General features: G+C 63.5%; 15 protein-coding genes. 4 read left to right on the top strand and 11 right to left on the bottom strand.

Annotated elements, in window-relative coordinates; translation table 11 throughout:
* The first annotated feature begins 6 nt into the window (after positions 1-6).
* Positions 7-450: an excinuclease ABC subunit A gene (locus PQQ96_RS28935; protein WP_408298983.1), complete on the top strand. Its 444-nt coding sequence runs from the start codon at positions 7-9 to the stop codon at positions 448-450.
* Between the two features lie 75 nt (positions 451-525).
* Here PQQ96_RS28935 and PQQ96_RS28930 read toward each other — a convergent pair whose 3' ends face one another.
* Positions 526-1,254, bottom strand: a complete 729-nt coding sequence (locus PQQ96_RS28930) for a class I SAM-dependent methyltransferase (protein ID WP_408298981.1) — start codon at positions 1,252-1,254, stop codon at positions 526-528.
* Positions 1,255-1,360: 106 nt separating this feature from the next.
* Between PQQ96_RS28930 and PQQ96_RS28925 the strand changes: the two genes are divergently transcribed.
* Positions 1,361-2,614, top strand: coding sequence for an NAD(P)/FAD-dependent oxidoreductase (locus PQQ96_RS28925; RefSeq protein WP_408298979.1), 1,254 nt, complete (start codon positions 1,361-1,363; stop codon positions 2,612-2,614).
* Positions 2,615-2,723: 109 nt separating this feature from the next.
* Here the strand turns inward: PQQ96_RS28925 and guaD are convergent, their stop codons facing one another.
* The 10 genes from guaD to PQQ96_RS28875 all read right to left on the bottom strand — a co-directional run bounded on the left by guaD (position 2,724) and on the right by PQQ96_RS28875 (position 16,052).
* Positions 2,724-4,079, bottom strand: coding sequence for a guanine deaminase (gene guaD / locus PQQ96_RS28920; protein WP_408298977.1), 1,356 nt, complete (start codon positions 4,077-4,079; stop codon positions 2,724-2,726).
* A gap of 106 nt (positions 4,080-4,185) precedes the next feature.
* Positions 4,186-5,238, bottom strand: coding sequence for an adenosine deaminase (locus PQQ96_RS28915; RefSeq protein ID WP_408298975.1), 1,053 nt, complete (start codon positions 5,236-5,238; stop codon positions 4,186-4,188).
* Between the two features lie 88 nt (positions 5,239-5,326).
* Entirely contained in the window at positions 5,327-6,340 is a 1,014-nt protein-coding gene (xdhC, locus tag PQQ96_RS28910) for a xanthine dehydrogenase accessory protein XdhC (RefSeq protein WP_408298973.1), read from the bottom strand.
* Between the two features lie 138 nt (positions 6,341-6,478).
* The gene (gene xdhB / locus PQQ96_RS28905; RefSeq protein WP_408298971.1) at positions 6,479-8,938 is read right to left on the bottom strand and encodes a xanthine dehydrogenase molybdopterin binding subunit; all 2,460 of its coding nucleotides are present in this window, start codon (positions 8,936-8,938) and stop codon (positions 6,479-6,481) included.
* Positions 8,938-10,485: a xanthine dehydrogenase small subunit gene (gene xdhA, locus PQQ96_RS28900; protein WP_408298969.1), complete on the bottom strand. Its 1,548-nt coding sequence runs from the start codon at positions 10,483-10,485 to the stop codon at positions 8,938-8,940. Before xdhA ends, xdhB begins: the two co-directional genes overlap by 1 nt.
* A gap of 503 nt (positions 10,486-10,988) precedes the next feature.
* Complete coding sequence (locus tag PQQ96_RS28895; protein WP_408298967.1) at positions 10,989-11,498, bottom strand: disulfide bond formation protein B; 510 nt, start codon at positions 11,496-11,498, stop codon at positions 10,989-10,991.
* Between the two features lie 132 nt (positions 11,499-11,630).
* Positions 11,631-13,010 carry an amidase gene (locus tag PQQ96_RS28890; RefSeq protein WP_408298965.1) on the bottom strand — a complete coding sequence of 460 codons (1,380 nt, stop codon included), beginning with the start codon at positions 13,008-13,010 and terminating at the stop codon, positions 11,631-11,633.
* Between the two features lie 97 nt (positions 13,011-13,107).
* The gene (locus PQQ96_RS28885; RefSeq protein ID WP_408298964.1) at positions 13,108-13,788 is read right to left on the bottom strand and encodes a GntR family transcriptional regulator; all 681 of its coding nucleotides are present in this window, start codon (positions 13,786-13,788) and stop codon (positions 13,108-13,110) included.
* A gap of 214 nt (positions 13,789-14,002) precedes the next feature.
* Entirely contained in the window at positions 14,003-15,355 is a 1,353-nt protein-coding gene (locus PQQ96_RS28880; protein WP_408298962.1) for an MFS transporter, read from the bottom strand.
* A gap of 7 nt (positions 15,356-15,362) precedes the next feature.
* Entirely contained in the window at positions 15,363-16,052 is a 690-nt protein-coding gene (locus PQQ96_RS28875) for a DUF2848 domain-containing protein (protein WP_408298961.1), read from the bottom strand.
* Between the two features lie 209 nt (positions 16,053-16,261).
* On the opposite strand from PQQ96_RS28875, the gene PQQ96_RS28870 reads away from it, so the two are divergent.
* Positions 16,262-18,019, top strand: coding sequence for a cation:proton antiporter (locus tag PQQ96_RS28870; RefSeq protein ID WP_408298959.1), 1,758 nt, complete (start codon positions 16,262-16,264; stop codon positions 18,017-18,019).
* 128 nt (positions 18,020-18,147) lie between these two features.
* The gene (locus PQQ96_RS28865) at positions 18,148-19,659 is read left to right on the top strand and encodes a gamma-glutamyl-gamma-aminobutyrate hydrolase family protein (protein ID WP_408298957.1); all 1,512 of its coding nucleotides are present in this window, start codon (positions 18,148-18,150) and stop codon (positions 19,657-19,659) included.
* Positions 19,660-20,283 lie beyond the last annotated feature (624 nt).

Below are 20,283 nucleotides of genomic sequence, written 5' to 3'. Positions count from 1 at the left end.
GTCTCAATGAAACGCAATGTGCTGTTTGCCGCGCTGTTCGCTTCGCTCGCCACGTTGAGCGCGACTCAGGCTTTTGCCCGCGACACGGTCGACAACTATCCGGTCGCACCGGCGCTGCAAAGCGAACCGGGCAAGGTCAGTGACGACGTGGCGCTGTATTTCGCGGGCCAGCCGCATCCGGCCGTGGTGAAAACGATGGGCGAATTCGCGACCAACAAGAAGACCAACGCCTTCGGCAAGAGCGATCTGGAAGCGTGCCAGCACGTGTTCCTTTCGGCTGTGATCGAACTGCAGGAGCGCGCACGCAAGGAAGGCGGCAACGCCGTGATCAACATCAAGAGCAACTACAAGAACGAAGTGCGTGAGAGCGCGACGGAGTTTACGTGTGGTGCGGGTGCGGTGATCGCCGGTGTGGCGTTGAAGGGTGATGTGGTGACGCTGCGCAAATAAGCACGCGAGTAGAGAGGCAAATAAGCGGGCTGTGATGCTTGCTGGGGCGATGGTTTGCCACCGCCCCGGCGAGATTCAATCTGCCTTGATCGCTGCGACGTTGACCAGCGTTTCACGACGCTTGCCAGGTTGCGGATGGGTCAGTCCGAGGCGTTCCAGCAGGCCGAAGTCTTTCGCGCGGCTCCACCAGAGATACGGCAGCGAGATGTTGCGCTGCTCGAAGCGGAAGCCGCCGCGGCGGATCATGTCGAGGTAGCCGTCGGCGCTTTTCTGCACGTGCATGGGATGACGGAACAGCAGTCGGATGACCCACGATTTGATGTACGCGTCGGTGGATTCGGCAAACAGCAGGATGCCGCCCGGTTTGAGCACGCGGCGGAATTCGGCGAGCGCGCGGTCCTGCTCGACGAGATGGTGAAAGGTTTGATGGCAGAACACGATGTCGGCGCTGGCGTCGGGCAACTGCAAGTGCGCGCAGTCGCCGTGCAGCAGTTCGATATCGGCGAGCTTGTCGCGGCACGCGCTGGCTGCATTGGCGGCAAGCGTTAGCGACGGTTCGTGAAAATCGACACCGACAATGCGGCGCGGCTTGAACGCCTCGGCGAGCAGGCGAAACGAAATACCTTGCCCGCAGCCGACGTCGACGATGACCGGCGCCGCAGGCAAGGGCGCATCGATCAGACGTTTGAGGTCGTTGATCGCGACCCGCAAAACATGATGTTCCCATGTGTAGGTACGCAGGAACCAGATCCCGAAGGCCGTTTCCGGCACGAAAGGCACACTGGATGTTTCGGATGGCGACACGCTGGACTCCCCGACGAAATAGTGTTCTTGCTGTGACGCGTAATTGTAACGAGAAGTAAGGATGCAGCGTAACGCTGTTCCGAGCAAGCAAACGATTGAGGCAACCTTGAGTACACATTCGTCAAAGCGCATCACCGTCGACGTGGCGATCATCGGCGCAGGTCCGGCAGGCGCGGTCGCGGCTGCACTTTTGCGTAAAGCAGGCCGCTCGGTGCTGGTGCTGGAGCGCCAGCATTTTCCACGCTTCTCGATCGGCGAAAGTCTGCTGCCGCAAAGCATGGCCTACCTCGAAGAGGCCGGCATGCTGCAGGCGGTGGTCGAAGCCGGTTTCCAGTACAAGAACGGCGCGCATTTCGTTCACCGCGGCCAGTCGTCGGCCTTCGACTTCCGCAACAAGCATTCGCCGGGTTGGGGCACCACGTACCAGGTCGAGCGCGCGGTGTTCGACGATATTCTGATTCGCTGCGCGGCGGAGCAGGGCGCTGACGTGCGCTTCGGTCACACGGTCCGCGCGATGCAAACCGGCGAGCGCGGCAACAAGCCGGTGCTCGATGTGATCGACGAAGCGGACAACGCCTATGAAGTCGAAGCGCATTTCGTGTTCGACGCAAGCGGCTTTGGCCGTGTGCTGCCGCGCTTGCTGAATCTCGAAGCGCCCACGCGCATGCCGACACGTGCCGCAATCTTCTCGCATGTGCAGGACGGTATTCCGGCCGGCGCGACGGATCGCAACAAGATCTGCGTGGCGACGCACCCGGAGCGCCGCGACGTGTGGTTCTGGATGATCCCGCTGGCGGGTGGCCGTTCGTCGGTGGGGTGCGTCGCCGAGGCCAGTTTTCTCGATGTACCGGAAGCCGAACGCGACGCGAAACTGCGCGCGTTGATCCAGCAGGAGCCGACACTCGGCCCATTGATCGGCAATGCGCCGTTCCTGATGCCGGTACGTCACATCGGCGGCTACGCGGCGAATGTCGAGCGTTTGCATGGACCGGGCTATGCGTTGCTCGGCAATGCGGGTGAATTTCTCGATCCGGTGTTCTCGTCCGGCGTGACGATTGCGTTGCGTTCCGCGCATCTCGCGGTGCAGACGTTGAACCGGCAACTGAACGGTGAGCAGGTCGACTGGTCGGCCGCTTACGACGTGCCGTTGCGCAAGGGGATCGATACGTTCCGTGCCTTTGTCGAGCGCTGGTACACGGGCGAGTTGCAGGACATCATTTTCTATCCGCACCAGACGCCGCCGATCCGTCGCATGATCAGCGCGGTGCTGGCGGGTTACGCGTGGGATGAATCGAATCCGTATGTCGCCGATCCGGTGCGCCGTCTGAATGCGTTGCACGATGTGTGTACTCACCATTGATCGGGCTGTACGTGCACCGCACGGGCAAACAAAAACGGCGCTTCCCAAAGGAAGCGCCGTTTTTTATTCGACCGTCTGAATCAGATCAGGCGTCAGCTCGGGAATCCACTCAAGCCGCGATCTTCGCCGTACGCTGTGCGGGCTGACGCACGTCGTCGCGACGATGCACGCGCTTGCCCGCGGCATACGTTTCGTAGATCGCGCGGTCGTCACCGAGCAGCGCGAACGCGAACAGCAGTTCTTCGAGCGATTCGGTGCGTGCGGTACGGCGCGCGAGCAGCGGCGTGGCTTGCGGATCGAGCACGACGAAGTCGGCTTCCGACTTCGGCTTCAACGTGCCGACCTTGTCGGCCAGATCGAGTGCTTCGGCCGCGCCCGCGGTGGCGAGATAGAACATCCGCGTGGCCGTCAGATGATGGCCCGTCAGACGCGCGACCTTGTGCGCTTCGTTCATCGTTTGCAGCATCGAGAACGAGGTGCCGCCGCCGACGTCCGTCGCCAGCGCGATCGGCATGCCGGCTTCGTCGGCCTTGTCGAAGTCGAACAGACCGCTGCCGAGGAACAGGTTCGAGGTCGGGCAGTGCGAGGCGACCGTGCCGGTTTGCGCCATGCGCTTGCGGTCTTCCTCGTCGAGGTAGATGCAATGGCCGTACACCGCGCGGCGGCGCAGCAGGCCGTAGTGATCGTAAATGTCCAGATAGCTGCGGTGGCCCGGGAACAGATCGGCGACCCATTTCACTTCGTCGGTATTCTCGGCGACATGGCTCTGGATGAAGATGTCCGGATGCTTGCCGGCCAGTACGCCGCACGCTTCGAGTTGCGCTTCGGTCGAGGTCGGCGCGAAACGCGGCGTGAGCGCGTACATCTGGCGGCCACGGTTGTGCCAGCGTCCGATCAGCTCGGCGCTGTCGTCATAACCCGATTGCGCGGTGTCGCGCAGAAACTCGGGGCAGTTGCGGTCCATCAGCACCTTGCCGGCCACCATGCGCAGATTGCGCGCCTCGCTCTCGGTAAAGAGGGCGTCGGCCGATTCCTTGTGGACCGTGCAATACACGAGCGCGGTGGTCGTGCCGCACGCCAGCAACTCTTCGACGAAGAAGCTCGCCGTATCGCGCGCATAGGCCGGATCGGTGAAGCGGCGCTCGGTCGGGAACGTGTACGTGTCGAGCCACGGCAGCAGACCCGGCGCCGGCGAGGCGATCATGTCGGTCTGCGGGTAGTGAATGTGCGTATCGATGAAACCCGGCACGATCAGCTTGTCGCGCATCTCCTGCACCTGGGTGCCCGGCGCGAGTTGCGACGCGAGCGCGGCATACGGGCCCGCCGCGACGACATGGCCATCTTCGACGATCAGCAAGCCGTCCTCGTTGAAGACTGCCGCGTTGGGCGATTGCGCAGGGTCGCCGTTGAAGGTCAGCAGTTGTGCGCGGAATGCTGATTGGGTCGCTTGTGCCGATTGAGTCATGGAAAAACCGTCTCCGTATTTGTGAGGAGCTAAACAGCGCAGACGGCGGCTTGATGCTGGGTCTGAAACGAACCCGTGCCGCCGCCGGCTGCTATTCATTGGCCCGTCAATGCGGGCCGCCTGGGTGCCAGTGCGCGTCGAGCTTCGCGATCAGTTCGCTGCGTTGCTCGGGCGTGACGAACGACGCTTCGAAGCTGTTGCGGATGATCGTGTAGACCTCGGCATCGTTGAGCTTCAACGCGTCGATGGTGGCGAAATAGTTGGCGTTCACGTAACCGCCGAAATAAGCCGGATCGTCGGAATTCACCGTGACGGCGACGCCGCGATCGAGCAGGTCCTTCAGCGTGTGCTTGGTCATGTCGTCGAACACGCAGAGCTTGAGGTTCGATAGCGGGCACACGGTCAGCGCGACGCGCGTATCGGCGAGGCGCGTGACGAGCGCCGGATCTTCGATGCTGCGCACACCGTGGTCGACACGGTCTACTTTCAGCAGATCGAGCGCTTCGTAGATATACGACGGCGGGCCTTCTTCGCCCGCGTGCGCGACCAGCTTCAAGCCAAGCGCGCGTGCCTGGGCGAAGACGCGTTCGAACTTCGAAGGCGGATGACCGCGCTCGGACGAATCGAGACCCACGCCGATCAGGCGATGCTTGTACTGCTCGAACAGCGGCCGCGCTTCTTCAAACGTGGCGAGCGCGTCTTCTTCAGACAGATGGCGCAGGAAACACAGAATCAGTTTGCTCGACATGCCGCGCTTTTCCGCATCGGCGAGCGCGCGATCAATGCCCGCGACGACGGTTGCGATCGGCACGCCACGTTCCGTATGCGTCTGCGGGTCGAAGAAGATTTCGCTGTGGATCACGTTATCGGCGAGGCAGCGTTCGACATAAGCCGTCGTCATGTCGTAGAAATCCTGCTCGTGCAGCAGCACGCTCGCGCCGGCGTAGTAAATGTCGAGGAACGATTGCAGATCGGTGAACGCGTACGCCGAGCGCAGCGCTTCAATCGAGTCGTACGCAAGCTTCACGCCGTTGCGTTCGGCAAGCGCGAAGATCAGCTCGGGTTCGAGTGAGCCTTCAATATGGATGTGCAACTCGGCCTTCGGTGCCCGAGCGGTTTTCTCGATGAGTGGCGTAGGGGTAGCGGTCGTTGTATTCATGGTCGGTCAACAGTTCGTTGGAGTCGGTTCGCGCCGGATGCAGGACAGGATGCAATCGCTTTGGGCAGCAGGTCGATTGTGCGGCAAATCAGACCGTCTGCGCTGCATGCGCGCCCGCATTCGCCTCCACTGCCTGCAACACCTGGGCGGCCGCCGAGATCGCGATGATCTCCGGCGACTTGTCGACGATACCGTCGACGCCGAGCGGGCACTTCATCCGCGCAATCTGCGACGGATCGATACCGCGCGCGGCCAGCCGATGTTCGAACTGCTTGCGCTTGCTGTGCGAGCCGATCATGCCGAAGAACGCGAAATCGCCACGCCGCAGAATGCGCTCGGCCAACTCGAGATCGAGCGCATGGTTGTGCGTCATCACGATGAAGTACGTGTGCGGCGCGGCCTGGTCGATGGCTTCGTCGGGTGCGTCGTTCGGATCGATCTTGACGTTCGGTGCATGCAGCGTTTCCGCAGGTGGAAACTGCGCATCGCGCTCGTCGACCCAGCGCACGACGCAGGGCAGCGTGGCGAGCACGCGAACCAGCGCGGCACCCACGTGGCCGGCGCCGAACAGCACGACCTGGAAGTCGCCTGGCGCGATGGTCTCGGTGAGCAGCGCGCCGCTGTCGTCGAAGCCGGCGCCGTCCCACAGCAGGCAGTCGGTGGCATCGACACCCGGTTCGGGGTCGGACAGCATCACCGCATCCGGTGCGGGGCCGAATGATACGCTACGCACCGTCGATTGGCCTGCGATCACGCGCTTCGCGAGCGAGGTGATCCAGCCGAGGTCGCCGATGTCGAGGCGCTCAAAGGCGAGAATCACGGCGCCGCCGCAGCATTGGCCGAGACTGGGGCCAAGCGCGAAGCGTTCGAGGCGGCGCATATGCGGTGAGCGCATGCCGTCGCGCAGCACCTGGCGTGCGGTCTCGATGGCTTTCCATTCGAGGTGTCCGCCGCCAATCGTGTGCTTGGCCGAATCACGCGTGACGATCATCTTGGTGCCGGCTTCGCGGGGCGCCGAACCTTCGACGCGCGCGACTGTCACCAGCACGGCGGCGTCGCCGTGTGCGAGCAGTTGTTGCAGGTCAGGTAGCCAGGCTTGCATCCGGCGGTTCTCCATACGTGGCCGCGCGGGGTGTCCGTGCGGCCGGTTGACTGTGGCGGGACGCGTTCGTGTCGTGTCGCGCCGTTGTTTAAAGTTGCTTGTTGAGTTGCTTGATGTTGTTCAACGTTTCGTCAATTGCTAAACCGGCGTGGTGGCGGTTGTCGCTGTGACTGCCGCTTCCCTTGCTTGTTGCGCCGGTTGTCCTGTCGCGGGTTGCGTCGTCGTCCCAGGCGATTGCAACGCGTCCAGCGCATCGAGAATCGCTTCGGGCGTCGCCGGCGCGCGCAACGCTGGCGCATTGTCCGCGTCCGGCACCGCAGCCGCGATCGCGTCGCGAATCGCGAGGAACACCGAAAACGGCAGCAGCAGAGGCGGTTCGCCAACGGCCTTCGAATGGAACACGGTCGGCTCGGCGTTCTGATTCTGATAAAGCTGCACGTGGAACGCCGCGGGGGTATCGCTGACGGCGGGAATCTTGTACGTCGATGGCGCATGCGTCATCAGGCGGCCATCGCGGTTCCACCACAATTCTTCCGTGGTGAGCCAGCCCATGCCCTGGATGAAGCCGCCTTCCACCTGGCCGATATCGATCGCCGGATTGATCGACTGGCCGGCGTCGTGCAGGACATCCGCGCGCACCAGTTTCCATTCGCCGGTCAGCGTGTCGATCACCACTTCCGACACCGCCGCGCCGTACGCAAAGTAATAAAACGGGTGACCGGTCAGCGTTTTCGCATCCCAGTGAACCTTCGGCGTTGTATAGAACCCGTCCGACCACAGCTGCACGCGCGCCAGATAGGCTGCGGCGACTAGTTGCTCGAACGGCATCGCACCGCCGTTCACCGACACTTCACTGTTGGCGAATTCCACCGCGTCGGCGGTGCCGCCGAGTTGCTTCGCCGCGAGTTTGGCGAGCCGGTCACGGATGGTCCGGGCAGCGGCTTCGGCGGCTTTGCCGTTCAGATCGCTGCCGGTGGAAGCGGCGGTCGCCGAGGTGTTGGCGATCTTCGACGTATCGGTCGCCGTCACGCGCACGCGCGAAAGCGGCAGGCCGAGCTGGTTCGCGACGACTTGCGCGACCTTCGTGTTGAGCCCCTGGCCCATTTCGGTGCCGCCGTGATTGACGAGTACCGAACCGTCTTTGTACACGTGCACCAGCGCGCCGGCCTGATTCAGAAACGGCACGTTGAACGAGATGCCGAACTTGACCGGCGAGAACGCGAGGCCGCGTTTGAGCACCGGACTTTTGGCATTGAAGGCGGCGATCGCGTCGCGGCGCGCGCGGTAATCGCTGGTTTCCAGCAGCTCGTCGGTCAGCGGCGCGATGACGTTGTCTTCGACGCGTTGTCCGTAGGGCGTCGTGTCGCGTTCGCCGATGCCGTAGTAGTTGGCGAGCCGCACGTCGAGCGGATCGCACTTCAACTGACGCGCGATGCTGTCGAGCATCACTTCCATCACCAGTGCGCCTTGCGGGCCGCCGAAGCCGCGAAACGCGGTGTTCGACTGCGTGTTGGTCTTGCAGCACAGCGCGACGATGTCGACGTCGGACAGGTAGTACGCGTTATCGAAGTGACAGACCGCACGCGTGGCGACCGCACCGGACAAGTCAGCGGAATAGCCGGCTCTCAAAGCGATTTCGACGCGTGCGCCGAGAATGCGGCCGCTATCGTCAAAGCCCGCTTCGTACTCGTAGACCGCGTCGTGGCGCTTGCCGGTGATCATGAAATCGTCGTCACGATCGGCGCGCAGTTTGACGGGGCGGCGCAGCAGCTTCGCCGCTAACGACGCCACGCACGCGAACACCGCCGATTGCGATTCCTTGCCGCCGAAGCCGCCACCCATTCGCCGGCATTCGCACACGACGTTGTGCGCGGGCCAGCCGAGCATATGCGCGACGACCTGCTGCATTTCGCTCGGATGCTGCGTCGAACTGTAGACGAGCATGCCGTCCATTTCCTTCGGCACGGCGTAGGCGATCTGGCCTTCGAGATAAAACTGTTCCTGGCCGCCGACTTCAAAGGTGCCGCGGATTTTATGCGGTGCGGCGGCGATTTTCGCGTCGGGGTCACCGCGCTTCAGGTGCAGCGGCGGCAGGACGAACTGCTTGTTGGCTTTCGCTTCGGCAGGTGTGAGGACGACGTCGAGCGGTTCGTATCGCACGACGTCATCGCTTTTGGCCAGCGCTGCGGCGCGGCGCGCGAGCTCATGGCTTTCGGCGATCACCGCGAACACCGGTTGGCCGAGATACAGCACTTCGTCTACAGCGAGAATCGGATCGTCGTGCAGCACCGGGCCGCAATTGTTCTCTCCGGGGATGTCTTCAGCGGTCAGCACCGCGATCACGCCGGGGGCTTTTCTTACGGCCTCCAGATCGAGCGAGACGATTCGCGCATGCGCGTGCCGCGACAACCCAAGCGCGGCGTGCAGCGTGCCTTGCACTTCAGGGACGTCGTCGGTGTAGGTCGCTTCGCCGCTCACATGCAGCGTGGCGGATTCGTGCGGCAACGACACGCCGATCGCCGTCTCATTGTCCTGAACCAAGGCGTGCTTTGCAGCCGGGCGCGCAGCATGTTCGACGAAAGCATCAGTCCGGTTCATCACGACGACTCCTTCGCAATGGCCGCGTCCGGCACGCCATTTTCGTACGCGAACGCATTCACGTCGAAGAGGGCGAGCGGCGCGTCATCGCGCGTTTCGAGGTGGAAGCGCCACAGCAGGTTGCGCGCCACCTTCAGTCGATAGGCGCTCGAAGCGCGCATGTCGGTGAGCGGCTGGTAATCGGCGACGAGTGCGTTCATCGCTTGCCGCGCGGTGCTTTCGTTCCATATTGCGCCGTTCAGGGCGGCCTCGGTTTGCGCGGCGCGTTTGGGCGTTGCAGCCATGCCGCCGAACGCGATGCGGGCTTCCCTGATCGCTCCGTTTTCGCCGATGTGCAGCGCGAACGCGGCGCACACCGCGGAGATGTCCTGATCGTAGCGCTTCGACACTTTGTACGTGCGAAAGCGCAGATCGCGCGCCGGACGCGGCACGCGCAGCCCCGCCACAAACTCGCCAGGCGCGAGCGCGGTCTTCTGGTAGCCGAGGTAGAAAGCGTCGAGCTTCAGCGTGCGGGGTTTGGCGCCGTGGCGCAGCACGACTTCGGCGCCGAGCGCGAGCAGCGCCGGCATCGAATCGCCGATCGGCGAGCCGTTCGCGACGTTGCCGCCGAGCGTGCCGGCATTGCGGATCGGCAGCGACGCGAAACGCGTCCACAACTCGGCCAGTTCGGGGTAATCGACGGCGAGCGCCGCGTAGGCGTCTTCGAGCGTGACGGCGGCGCCGATCGTGAGCATCTGCGCATCGCGCTCGATCGTCTTCAATTCGGCGACGTTGCCGATGTACAGGATGTCGCCGAGATCGCGGAACTGCTTGGTGACCCACAGGCCGACGTCGGTGCTGCCGGCCAGCAGGCGCGCTTGCGGATGCTCCGCGCGCAGTTTGGCGAACGCGTCGAGTGTGACCGGTGCATGGAAGGTGGGCGAGCCGAACCCGGTGCCGCGTGTATCGGGCGCGCTGTATTCGAAGGTGTCGCGGCGCTGGATCTCGCGCAGCTTATCGGCGACCGCTTTGCGGTCCAGCGTCACGCGTGGGTATTGCGGGTAGTCGAACATCTTCTGCGAGGCGTCGACGATTGGCCGGTAGCCGGTGCAGCGGCATAGATTGCCGGATAGCGCGGCGTTGATTTCATCGCGGGTGGGCAGGCCGGCGGCGGCCGGCTGGTTTTCGTACAACGCCCACATCGACATCACGAAACCGGGGGTGCAGAAACCGCACTGCGAGCCGTGGCAATCGACCATGGCCTGTTGGACCGGGTGCAGGGCGCCGTCGGCGGTGCGCAGGTCTTCGACGGTGAAGAGGGCTTTGCCGTCCAGCGTCGGCAGGAACTGAATACAGGCGTTGACCGCTTTCAGCGCGACGCCGCCTTGCGCATCCAGTTCGCCGATGACGACGGTGCAGGCGCCGCAGTCGCCTTCCGCGCAGCCTTCCTTGGTGCCCGTGCAATGCAAATCCTCGCGCAGGTGCTGAAGCACGGTGCGCGACGCCGGGACGCCCGTGACCTCACGGACGGACCCCTGGTGATAAAAGCGGATGGTTTGCGATGTCATGGCGAATCCGAAAGACAGTGCGGACCGGGCGCGCGTTACGCATGGGGTCGCGCCAAAGCCGGCCTCGCGCACGTAGATCGCCATCCAGGTTCGAAGATAGCACTACCTTGTCCCGAAAAGATTTCCCAACCCGCATGAAGCTTATTCGCAAGCGGTCATGAGATAAGTACGATTCGTGCGAAGGCGGGAAGTTGCGTGGGGCGGAGCGAGTGGCGCAAAGCCTTGAGGGACGGGGAGGAGCAGCGAGAAACCGAGGCGGAGCCCGGCTGGCCGTGCGCGCGCGTCGCCGGGAAGGTTTGGCGGGGCCCGGGGGCTCGGTGTTTACGCTCGCAAGAAGCGTCTTTTATCGCAAAAAACGCCGCAAAGTACGGGCGGATGGGCAATTCGGCTTGCCTTACCGGGTTCGCGAGGCCTGCGCTGACGTGAAAACGCCGGCCTTCAACCGCCATGGAAAACGGTGCAAAGGCCGGCGCGAAGCCGGTTACCTGAATGGAACAGCCCGATCAGGCGATCCGGCGGCGATTCCGGGACAGGCTCAGCGCCAGCGGCACGAAAGCCACCACGAAGGCGACCAGCGACCACATCGGCAGCGACAGGCCCAGAATGGGCGGATAGGCCGTCTCACAAAGGCCGGCGACCTTGAAGACGCCCGGCAGCCAGTGTGCGGGCGGCAAGCTGTCGACCACCGGTTGCAGCGCGTCGAAACCGCAACTGAAACCCGGATTCGCCTGAACATACACGTGCCGCGCGGCGGTGACGATGCCGCCCAACGCTGACAGGGCCGCCAGCACTTCCAGCAGCCGCACACCGCGCCAGTTGTTGAAGCGCGCGCCAAGGAACGCAAAAATCGCGATCAGCAGGAAGAAATAGCGCTGGATGATACAGAGCGGGCAGGGGTCTTCATGCAAGCCATATTGCAGATACAGCGCGCCGGCAACGAGGCCGACGCAGATCAGGCCAAGCAGAACCAGCAGGGAGCGCTCGCGGCGCAGCATCGCATTGTCGTTATTCATGGGTCGTGTGGCTGTCTGTAAACGGAAAGGGCGGGTGCCCGCGATTCTAGCGCGAACCCCCGCCCCAACGCTTATCGCGCTTTTAAGGTGCAATCCCGCCCAGCGCCCGCCTGGTTTCCGGTCAGTCCCCGATTAGCGAATCGCTTTGAGCACGGCTTCGGCGCCACGGCCGATTGCCAGCAGGGCGTCGTCGGCGTGCGGCGCGGCCGCCAACATCAGGCCGACCGGCGCGTCGCCGCGCAAATGGCAGGGCAGCGACAGCGCACAGGTGTCGAGGAAGTTGAACACGCTCGGGTTGCGCAGGATCAGTGCGTTGGTGCGGCCAAATGCGTCGTCGTCGTGGATCAGATCGGCTACGCGCGGCGGCAATACCGGCACCGTCGGCGAAACGACCGCGTCGAAACGCTGCCACAGCGTGCGTGCGGCTTCGTCGAGCATGGCCTGGCGTTCGGCGAGCAGGTCCAGATAGTCGACGGCGCTGGCCGGCTGGCCTTTCAGGATGCGCACCAGTACGCGCGGATCATATTGATCGCGGTGCTTTTCCAGCAACGGACGGTGCCATGCATACGCTTCAATCGGCGAAAAGCCGAAGCGGTTGATTTCGGGCAGGCGGTCGAGCGGCGCGAAGCGCACTTCACTGACAATCGCGCCGGCCGCTTCCAGATGCTTGAGCGCCGTGTCGATCGCGGCGGCGACCGCCGGTTCGACGCCGTCCGTCACGAAGTTGGTCAATACGCCGAGGCGCACGCCTTCGAGCGGCCGGGCTGTCGGGATGCGCGGCTCCAGCCCGGCCAGCATCCGGTCGACCAGCGCGCAGCACGCGACGGAGACGCCGATCGGACCGAACGAGTCGAGCGTCGACGAGAGTGGCACGCCGCCCTGTTTCGGGATGCGGTCAGCCGTCGGCTTGAAGCCGGTCAGGCCGCACAGCGCCGCCGGGATGCGGATCGAGCCGCCGGTGTCGGTGCCGAGGGCGATGGCCGCCATGCCGTCCGCGACGGATGCCGCCGCACCCGACGACGAACCGCCTGAAATCCGCTCATCGCCCTTCACGCCGCGCTGATACGGAGACAGGGGATTCCCATAGTGCGGATTCAAGCCGAGTCCGGAAAACGCGAACTCGCTCATATTGGTGCGCCCGACGATCACCGCGCCCGCCCGTTTCAGGCGCGCGACCGCGACGGCGTCCGCCTTGGCGGCGGGCGCGTCGGCCAGCACCACGGACCCGGCGCGCGTCGGCTGGCCTTCGATATCGAACAGGTCTTTGACTGACACCGGAATCCCGGCGAGCGGCGAGAGGACGGTGCCGGCGGCGCGCAGCCGGTCGTGTGCGTCAGCTGCGGCGCGCGCGCTGTCGGCATCGACGTGCATGAAGGCGACCGCGCCTTGGCCGGTCGGATCGGCGATCCGTTCGAGCGCGGTTTCGACGAGCGCGCGGCTCGTGGTGCGGCCGGCGGCGAGGTCGGCGGCAAGCTGGGCTAGCGGCGGGAAGGGCGTGAATTCAGTGGCCATGGTGTCGGGAAGACTCCGGTTGAACCGGGTGAAGCCGGTTGGTGTCGAGGTTGATGCCGATTAATACGTTCGATCAGCGGCATCCGGTCAGCTTCGCTCAGATGCGGTTGAAGAGCGTCGCGCGGAACGCTTCGATATGCTTTTGCACCGATTGCCGGGCGCCTTCGCCATCGCGTTCGCGCAGCAGCCGAAACAGTTCCAGATGTTCTTCATGGACGTCTTCGAGATGATGCGGCTCGGACAGCGAAATGAACCAGAAGCGCAGCGAGCGTTCATGCAGCCCACGCAGAATGTCGGCCAGCACCGGGTTACGCGACGCCGCCGAAATCGCCAGATGAAACTCGCGGTCGATATCCATCATGCCCTCGATATCATGCGCGGCGACGCAAATCGCCGAACGGTCGAGCAAGGCCTGCATCGCGTCGAAATCGTGTTGCTGCGCGTGGCGCGCGGCCAGCTCGACGCAGTAGCTCTCGTTGACGAGTCGCACGTCGATGATCGCCAGCACATCGTCGAGGGAAACCGGGCGCACCATGATGCCCTTTCTCGGCATGATGGTGAGCATGCCCTCGTGGACCAGCCGGTGCAGCGCCTGATGAACCGGCGTTCTGCCGATGCCGGTCAGCGCCATCAATTCCGCTTCGTTGAGCACTTCGCTCGGCCGCAGACGCATCGTGATGATCTCGCGCTTGACGAAGGCATAGGCCTGTTCGGCGAGGCTTGCCGTGGCGGTCTCGCGAGGGGCACTGGAACGGCGGGCAGTCTGCAAAAGCGTCATGTGAAGAAGGGAGCGGGCGATGTCGTCCGCATTGTAGAGCAAGGTTTTGCGCGGACGGCGCCTGGTGGGCGGTTGCTCACCGGCGCCGGCCGCGCGTGACGCGCCGTCTGCGCGCCACCGCAATAACAGCAAGCGCCGGGATTGCCGGAATCACAGCAATCGCCTGAATCTTCGCAATTTCGGCAAGCACAGCAATCGTCGCAATTACAGCCAATCAGGCGCTGCGCGGCGTCACCGCCGCGGCGTGCTCCACCTTGACGCGCGGCATCATCAACGTGACCAACCCGCCGACGATCAACGCCCCCGCGATCAGCACCAGCCCGAAAGTCACACTATGCGTCGCATCCTTGACGATGCCGAGCACATACGGGCTCACATAGCCGGCCAGGTTCGCAATCGAGTTGATCACGGCGATCCCGGCAACGGCAGCGGTGCCTTGCAGGAAGGTCGTGGACATCGACCAGAAGATGCCGAAGCCCGCCAGAATGCCGACATACGCGATCGACAAACCAGTGACGGCGAGCGGAATCGAATTCGTCACCGAGGCGCTGCCGAGCAAACCCGCCGCGCCGATGAAGCAGCACACCGCATAGTGCCAGCGGCGTTCGCCGGTGATATCCGATGAGCGGCCGATCAGGATCATGCCGATGCCCGCAGCCAGGTAGGGAATCGCCGTGACGAAGCCGTTCCTGACGAGGTTGGTGACGCCGAGGTCCTTGACGATCTGCGGCAGCCAGAACGAGAAACCCGCATTGCCGGTGACAAGGCAGAAATAGATCAGCGTCAGCAGCCAGAAGCGGCTCGAGCGCAAGGCGACCTTCAAACTATGCTCGGCGCCGGCTGCCGCAGCGGCCGTGTTTTCGCGCGAGAGGCGGGCGAGGATCACGCGTTTTTCGTCGTCGGTGAGCCAGGCGGCTTCGGCGGGCGTGTTGCGCAGTACGGCGAGTGCCCAGAAGCCGGCGAGGATCGACGGAATGCCTTCAATCAGGAACATCCACTGCCACCCGCGCAAGCCGTGCGCCTCATGCAGCGCCGACATCAAAAAACCCGACAACGGCGCGCCGATGATGCCCGCGACCGGAATCGCCGCCATGAACACGGCAACCATCCGCGCACGCCGGTCGGACGGAAACCAGAAGGTCAGATACAGCACCACGCCCGGCACCAGACCGGCCTCGGCGACGCCGAGGAAAAAGCGCAGGACATAGAACATCGTTTCCGAGTGCACGAACATCATCAGACACGACAGCAACCCCCACAGCATCGTGATGCGGGCGATGGTCGCGCGGGCGCCGAACTTCTTGAGCAGCAGATTGCTCGGCACTTCGAACACGAAATAGCCGAAGAAAAAGATTCCCGCACCGAGTCCGTACGCCGCGTTCGACAGGCCGAGGTCGCCGGTGAACTGCAGTTTCGCGTAACCGATGTTGACGCGATCCAGGTACGACAACACGTAGACGAGAAACAGGAAAGGCATGATGCGCCACGTGATCTTGCGCAGGGCGGCGGCTTCGAGCCACGCGTCGGAAGACGCGTCGGCGTTAGCGGATAGCGGTGGGGAGCTCATGGGTGCCTCATTCGACGATAGGTAGCGCATGCACGCGGTAAGCGTGGCGCAGCGTGCGGTTCAGGATCGGGTCGTGCAACTCAAGCTCGAGCGCGTCGCCGTCGGCCATCCCGACGATGCCGCCCTGTACCGCCAGCGTGCCGCAGAACATCGCTGCACCCTCTGCGACGGGCGCGCGTTCCAGCAGATCGGCGGCCGGCAGCAGCGAGGCGACGGTGCCCTGCTGGTAGACACGCCGCTCACCGTTGTTTGTCACGGCGAAAGCACGCAGTTCTAGCTGGTCCCAGTGGCCGGACACATCGTCGAAACGCCAGGCGTCGCGTGCGACCGGTTTCGGGCAGACCTGTTTGGAGACGGTGACGCCATACGCTTCGACTTCGCGGTCGGTATGGTCGGAGCCGACGGTGACGAGCAGCCCCGTTTTCGAGTGCACCAGCACGCACTCGGCTTCGCCGCTGGACTTCACGCCGACCACGTCGATCTGCCCGGCCTGCGACAGCAACTCGGCGCCGAGGCGGTAGAAGCAGGGCGTGGTGGACGGCCGCTTCACGCCAAGTCCGGCCAGTTCAGCGATGTGATGCTCGATCGCCGCCTGATCGCGCCCGGCCCAGCCGGCGATCGTCAGACGATTCACTTCGACGATATCGGCGCGACTGTCGCCGGAACGATCTACAACATTGAAGGACAGCTGCTGCATCACTCGACTCCCAGGAAGATATGCGGCAAATATTATTGTGATATTTCACAGATGTCCAGCGCGTCAAAAAAGTTTCGAGTCGACGGTTCCGTCGTGAGGCGCGTGGTCCCGCCAATCCCACGTCCTTTCGGCGTTTGCGCGATTCGGCGCGACGCACGCGTGCGTTACACTGCGTTTTTGGGATATTACTTTTTGTAAGGTACGCATCTATGCACCATGGCATCGGCTTCATTCAGGATCTGGCGGTCGTGATGGCGCTCGCCGGCGTCGTCACCGTGCTGTTCCATCGCCTGAAACAGCCGGTGGTGCTGGGTTACATCGCCGCGGGCGTGATCATCGGGCCGTACACGCCGCCGTTTCAACTGATCCACGACGAGCAGACCATCCAGACGCTCGGCGAGTTAGGCGTGGTGTTCCTGATGTTTTCGCTCGGGCTCGAATTCAGCCTGCGCAAGCTCTTCAAGGTCGGCGCGACGGCGATCGTTGCGGCGCTTTCCGAGATCGTGCTGATGCTGTGGATCGGTTATGAGATCGGCAGCGCGTTCGGCTGGAGCCCGATGGACTCACTGTTCCTCGGCGCGATCCTCGCGATCTCGTCGACCACCATCATCGTCAAGGCGCTGTCCGAGTTGGGTCTGAAGCGCGAGAGTTTCGCGCAGCTCGTTTTCGGGATTCTGATCGTCGAGGACATTCTCGCCATCGCGATGCTGGTGCTGCTCTCCGGCACTGCGCAGACCGGGCAGTTGAGCGCGGGTGTCGCCGTTGTGACGCTCGGCAAGCTGCTGCTCTTCATGACGGTGTCGTTAGTGGTAGGCATTCTGGTCGTGCCGCGTGCGTTGAACTATGTGGCGCGCGCGAAGAGCGACGAAATGCTGCTGGTGTCGGTGCTCGGCTTCTGCTTCGGCTTCTGCCTGCTGGTGGTGAAGCTCGATTACAGCATTGCGCTCGGCGCGTTCCTGATCGGCGCGATCATGGCCGAGTCGCGCCATCTGCATCGGATCGAGCACCTGATCGCGCCGCTGCGCGACGCCTTCTCCGCGATCTTCTTCGTGACCATCGGCCTGATGCTGAATCCGGCCGTACTGGTCGACTACGCATGGCCGATTGCGGTGATTACGGTGGCGGTGATCGTCGGCAAGATCGTGTCGTGCGGGCTCGGCACTTTTCTCGCCGGCAAGGATGGGCGCACGGCGATGCGGGTCGGCATGACCGTTTCGCAGATCGGCGAGTTCTCGTTCATCATCGCGTCGCTCGGGCTGACCTTGAAGGTGACGAGCGCGTTTCTCTACCCGATCGCGGTGGCCGTCTCCGCGTTGACCACGCTGTTCACGCCTTACCTGATTCGCGCCGCCGATCCGCTGACGCAGCGCCTCGGTCAGGCCATGCCACGTACGCTCGCCAATGTGTTCGGCATGTACGGGCAGTGGCTGCGCAGTTTGAGCACCGGAACCGGCGAGCCGACGCTGTTCAGCATGACGCGGCGGATCATTTTGCAGATCGCCGTTAATCTCGCGCTGGTCGCGGCGATCTTCCTGATCGTGTCGTATAGTGCGCCTTACACCAGCACCTGGCTCGCGCACTGGATGGCTTCTGAGCCGATGCAGCGCGTGGTGCTGTGGAGCATCGCGCTGGTGCTGTCGATGCCGTTCCTGGTGGCGGTCTATCGCAAGACCAAGTCGCTCGCGCTGTTGCTCGCCGAGGTGAGCGTCCAGCCGGCGACAGCGGGGCGTTTCACCAGCGCGATCCGTTACGCGATCTCCGACCTGGTGCCGGTGGTCTCGATGGTTGGCGTGTTTTTGCTGCTCGCGGCGCTCTCCGGCAGCATCTTGCCGCCGACGGGTCTCCTGACCGTGGTGCTCGTGTGTGCCGCGCTGCTGCTGGCGCTGGTCTGGCGTTGGTGCGTGAAAATCCACGCGGCGATGCAGATCGCCCTGCGCGAAACTTTCGAAGAACAGCCGGATCCCTGAGTCAGGCATTCCTGCGGTTTGATTCGCAACAATGTGAGTAATTGTGTGCGGGTTTGCGGGGCTTGCCGCGCTGGCGGATAATCAGGGCATATTCATTCGTTCGCGTGGAAGGGGCCCGTCTGACTGTCATGAGCGAAAACAAACCTGAAAACGCCGGCAAGACCGGCAGCCCATCGTCGCCTTCGGCGACGCCAGCGTCCTCAACGCCGTCCGGCGCAACGCCTGGTGCGTCGAAAACCGACATCACGCCGCCTGAACCCGCGGCCTCGCTACCGCTCTCCCACGAAGATTCCATTCAGTCCCCGATCAAGGACGTGGTGACGCCGTCTGCTGCTTCGACTGCATCGCCGGCTGCCGGGGAGGCCGCCGTGAGGTCGTCGACCGACGACCCTGAGAGCGCGTCCACTGTCACCCCGACCGATCCGCAAACGGCGCAGCAACGCGACGCGGCCGAAGCGCGCAGTTCGGCGGCCGCGTCGACCGCGCAGCAGGAGGCCGCGGTCCATGAGCGCGCGGCAGCCAAGGCCGGACATGCCGCGACAAGTTCAGCTTCGCGTCCGCCGGCTTCACATCCCGCTACGCTCGAGAGCAGCGAAGCGCTCGCCGGCGAATCGAGCGAACCGGCTGACGACGCTGCGCTAACAGAAACAGCGGAGAAAGCTGCCGCCCGACCGGCCGGCTCGCCGCCGCCGGGTTTCGGTGCCGCGCCTGATTTCACGGCAACGAATCCGCCGCCGCCGAACGCGTTGCCACCTTCGCCGCCGCGCTATCTGAAGCAGAACGATTCGGCATGGACCGTGTTCGGCCGCATCATCGCAGCGCGGGCACGTCAGCTCTTCGATCGCGCTGGCCAACGGATCACGCAGCGCACGCTGCGCATCGGCGTGTCGGCGCGCATCTTCCACCCGGAGCCGGGCGCGAAGGGGCTGCGGGGCAAGACGCTGCAATATCTCGAGGAATCGATTGCGCACTGGGTCATGTCGCGCGACGTCCTGGTGTTCATGATTCCGACGGTCGGCCATCAGGGCATGCTGCATCCGAGCAATATCCGCTTGCGCGACTACGCGAAGCATCTCGACGGTCTGCTGCTGCAAGGCGGCGCGGATGTCTCGCCGCAGTCGTACGCGGAGCAGGCAACGAGCCCCGAGTGGCCGGGCGACCGTGTGCGCGATATGTACGAACTTGAACTGCTGCATGAGTTCATTGAGTCGGGCAAACCGGTGCTTGGCGTGTGCCGCGGTTGCCAGTTGATCAACGTGGCGTTCGGTGGCACCTTGTACCAGGACATTGCCACCGACGTGCCGACTGCCGGCGCCCACGTCAACGAGCACTACGATCAGCACCGGCACGGTATTCACTTCCCGGACGGCTCGACGCTGGCGAATATGTTTCCGGGCCGGCGCGACGCGATCGTCAACTCGATTCACCACCAGGCGGTCAAGACGATCGGCCGCGATCTGAATATCGAGGCGGTGTCGGCGTCGGACGGCATCATTGAGGCTGTGCGCTATCGGCGTGCGCCGTTCGTGATGGGCGTGCAGTGGCACCCGGAGTTTCACCGCGCGGGCGGTCCGGAGTTGCTCGATTGCACGCCGTTGCTCGACACCTTCCTGCGAGTGGCGCGCGAAACGCGGTTTTGAGGCTACGCGTTTAAGCCGCGCGTTCGAGGTTAGCCATCAAGCCTGTGTTATGCGAGGCGCTGCCGCCAAGTTCGGCGGCGCGCCTTGTGCGGCTGTTTGTCCTGCTCCGGATTCCGCTTCGTTTTCTTCTGTCTATCAAGGCGGTAATTGACGATTTGCCGGTCATTGGCGGCACGTTATCAAGATAGTCAGGATGGCGAGTGATCATCGGCCGGGTCGCGCAAGTCGTCCGAGAATTCGCCTGACGATATCTCCGTCATATCTGACGCAGTCCCTACTTCATCGAGCTTGTGCGAAAGGGTTCGTGCGCAGGTCGAGCGATCTATCCATCTGGCTATTTCCATATTGTCGCTCTGCTCGATGTTGGATTCGCGCGAACGCCATGCAGATTGGGAAACGTCCGCATGCGTCATACATGAGTCAGATTGTGGCGTTTTTGTCTTATATGAAATCTTTTATTTCGCGACTGGCGCGTCTATCCGGCCAAATCATTCGTTCTCGATTTATCTCGATTTAAAGTCTGTCAGCGCGACACTTGAATGCTTCGCTTAGCGGTTAATCCGCGCGATAATCTACGGCTGTTTTGGATTTGCATGGAGCATGCACGTATGAAGTACCCCTTAA

It is taken from the genome of Paraburkholderia sediminicola (genome assembly GCF_046027825.1).
GTDB classification, from domain to species: Bacteria; Pseudomonadota; Gammaproteobacteria; order Burkholderiales; family Burkholderiaceae; genus Paraburkholderia; species Paraburkholderia sediminicola_D.
This window is presented reverse-complemented; position numbering and strand designations above follow the sequence as displayed.

Bases quoted from the DNA above. Each gene is read 5' to 3' on its own strand.
- PQQ96_RS28870 (WP_408298959.1), top strand. From the start codon at position 16,262: ATGCACCATGGCATCGGCTTCATTCAGGATCTGGCGGTCGTGATGGCG.
- PQQ96_RS28885 (WP_408298964.1), bottom strand. From the start codon at position 13,788: ATGACGCTTTTGCAGACTGCCCGCCGTTCCAGTGCCCCTCGCGAGACC.
- xdhA (WP_408298969.1), bottom strand. From the start codon at position 10,485: ATGACATCGCAAACCATCCGCTTTTATCACCAGGGGTCCGTCCGTGAG.
- PQQ96_RS28895 (WP_408298967.1), bottom strand. From the start codon at position 11,498: ATGAATAACGACAATGCGATGCTGCGCCGCGAGCGCTCCCTGCTGGTT.
- xdhC (WP_408298973.1), bottom strand. From the start codon at position 6,340: ATGCAAGCCTGGCTACCTGACCTGCAACAACTGCTCGCACACGGCGAC.
- PQQ96_RS28915 (WP_408298975.1), bottom strand. From the start codon at position 5,238: ATGAATACAACGACCGCTACCCCTACGCCACTCATCGAGAAAACCGCT.
- PQQ96_RS28880 (WP_408298962.1), bottom strand. From the start codon at position 15,355: ATGAGCTCCCCACCGCTATCCGCTAACGCCGACGCGTCTTCCGACGCG.
- xdhB (WP_408298971.1), bottom strand. From the start codon at position 8,938: ATGAACCGGACTGATGCTTTCGTCGAACATGCTGCGCGCCCGGCTGCA.
- PQQ96_RS28890 (WP_408298965.1), bottom strand. From the start codon at position 13,010: ATGGCCACTGAATTCACGCCCTTCCCGCCGCTAGCCCAGCTTGCCGCC.
- PQQ96_RS28865 (WP_408298957.1), top strand. From the start codon at position 18,148: ATGAGCGAAAACAAACCTGAAAACGCCGGCAAGACCGGCAGCCCATCG.
- PQQ96_RS28935 (WP_408298983.1), top strand. From the start codon at position 7: ATGAAACGCAATGTGCTGTTTGCCGCGCTGTTCGCTTCGCTCGCCACG.
- guaD (WP_408298977.1), bottom strand. From the start codon at position 4,079: ATGACTCAATCGGCACAAGCGACCCAATCAGCATTCCGCGCACAACTG.
- PQQ96_RS28875 (WP_408298961.1), bottom strand. From the start codon at position 16,052: ATGCAGCAGCTGTCCTTCAATGTTGTAGATCGTTCCGGCGACAGTCGC.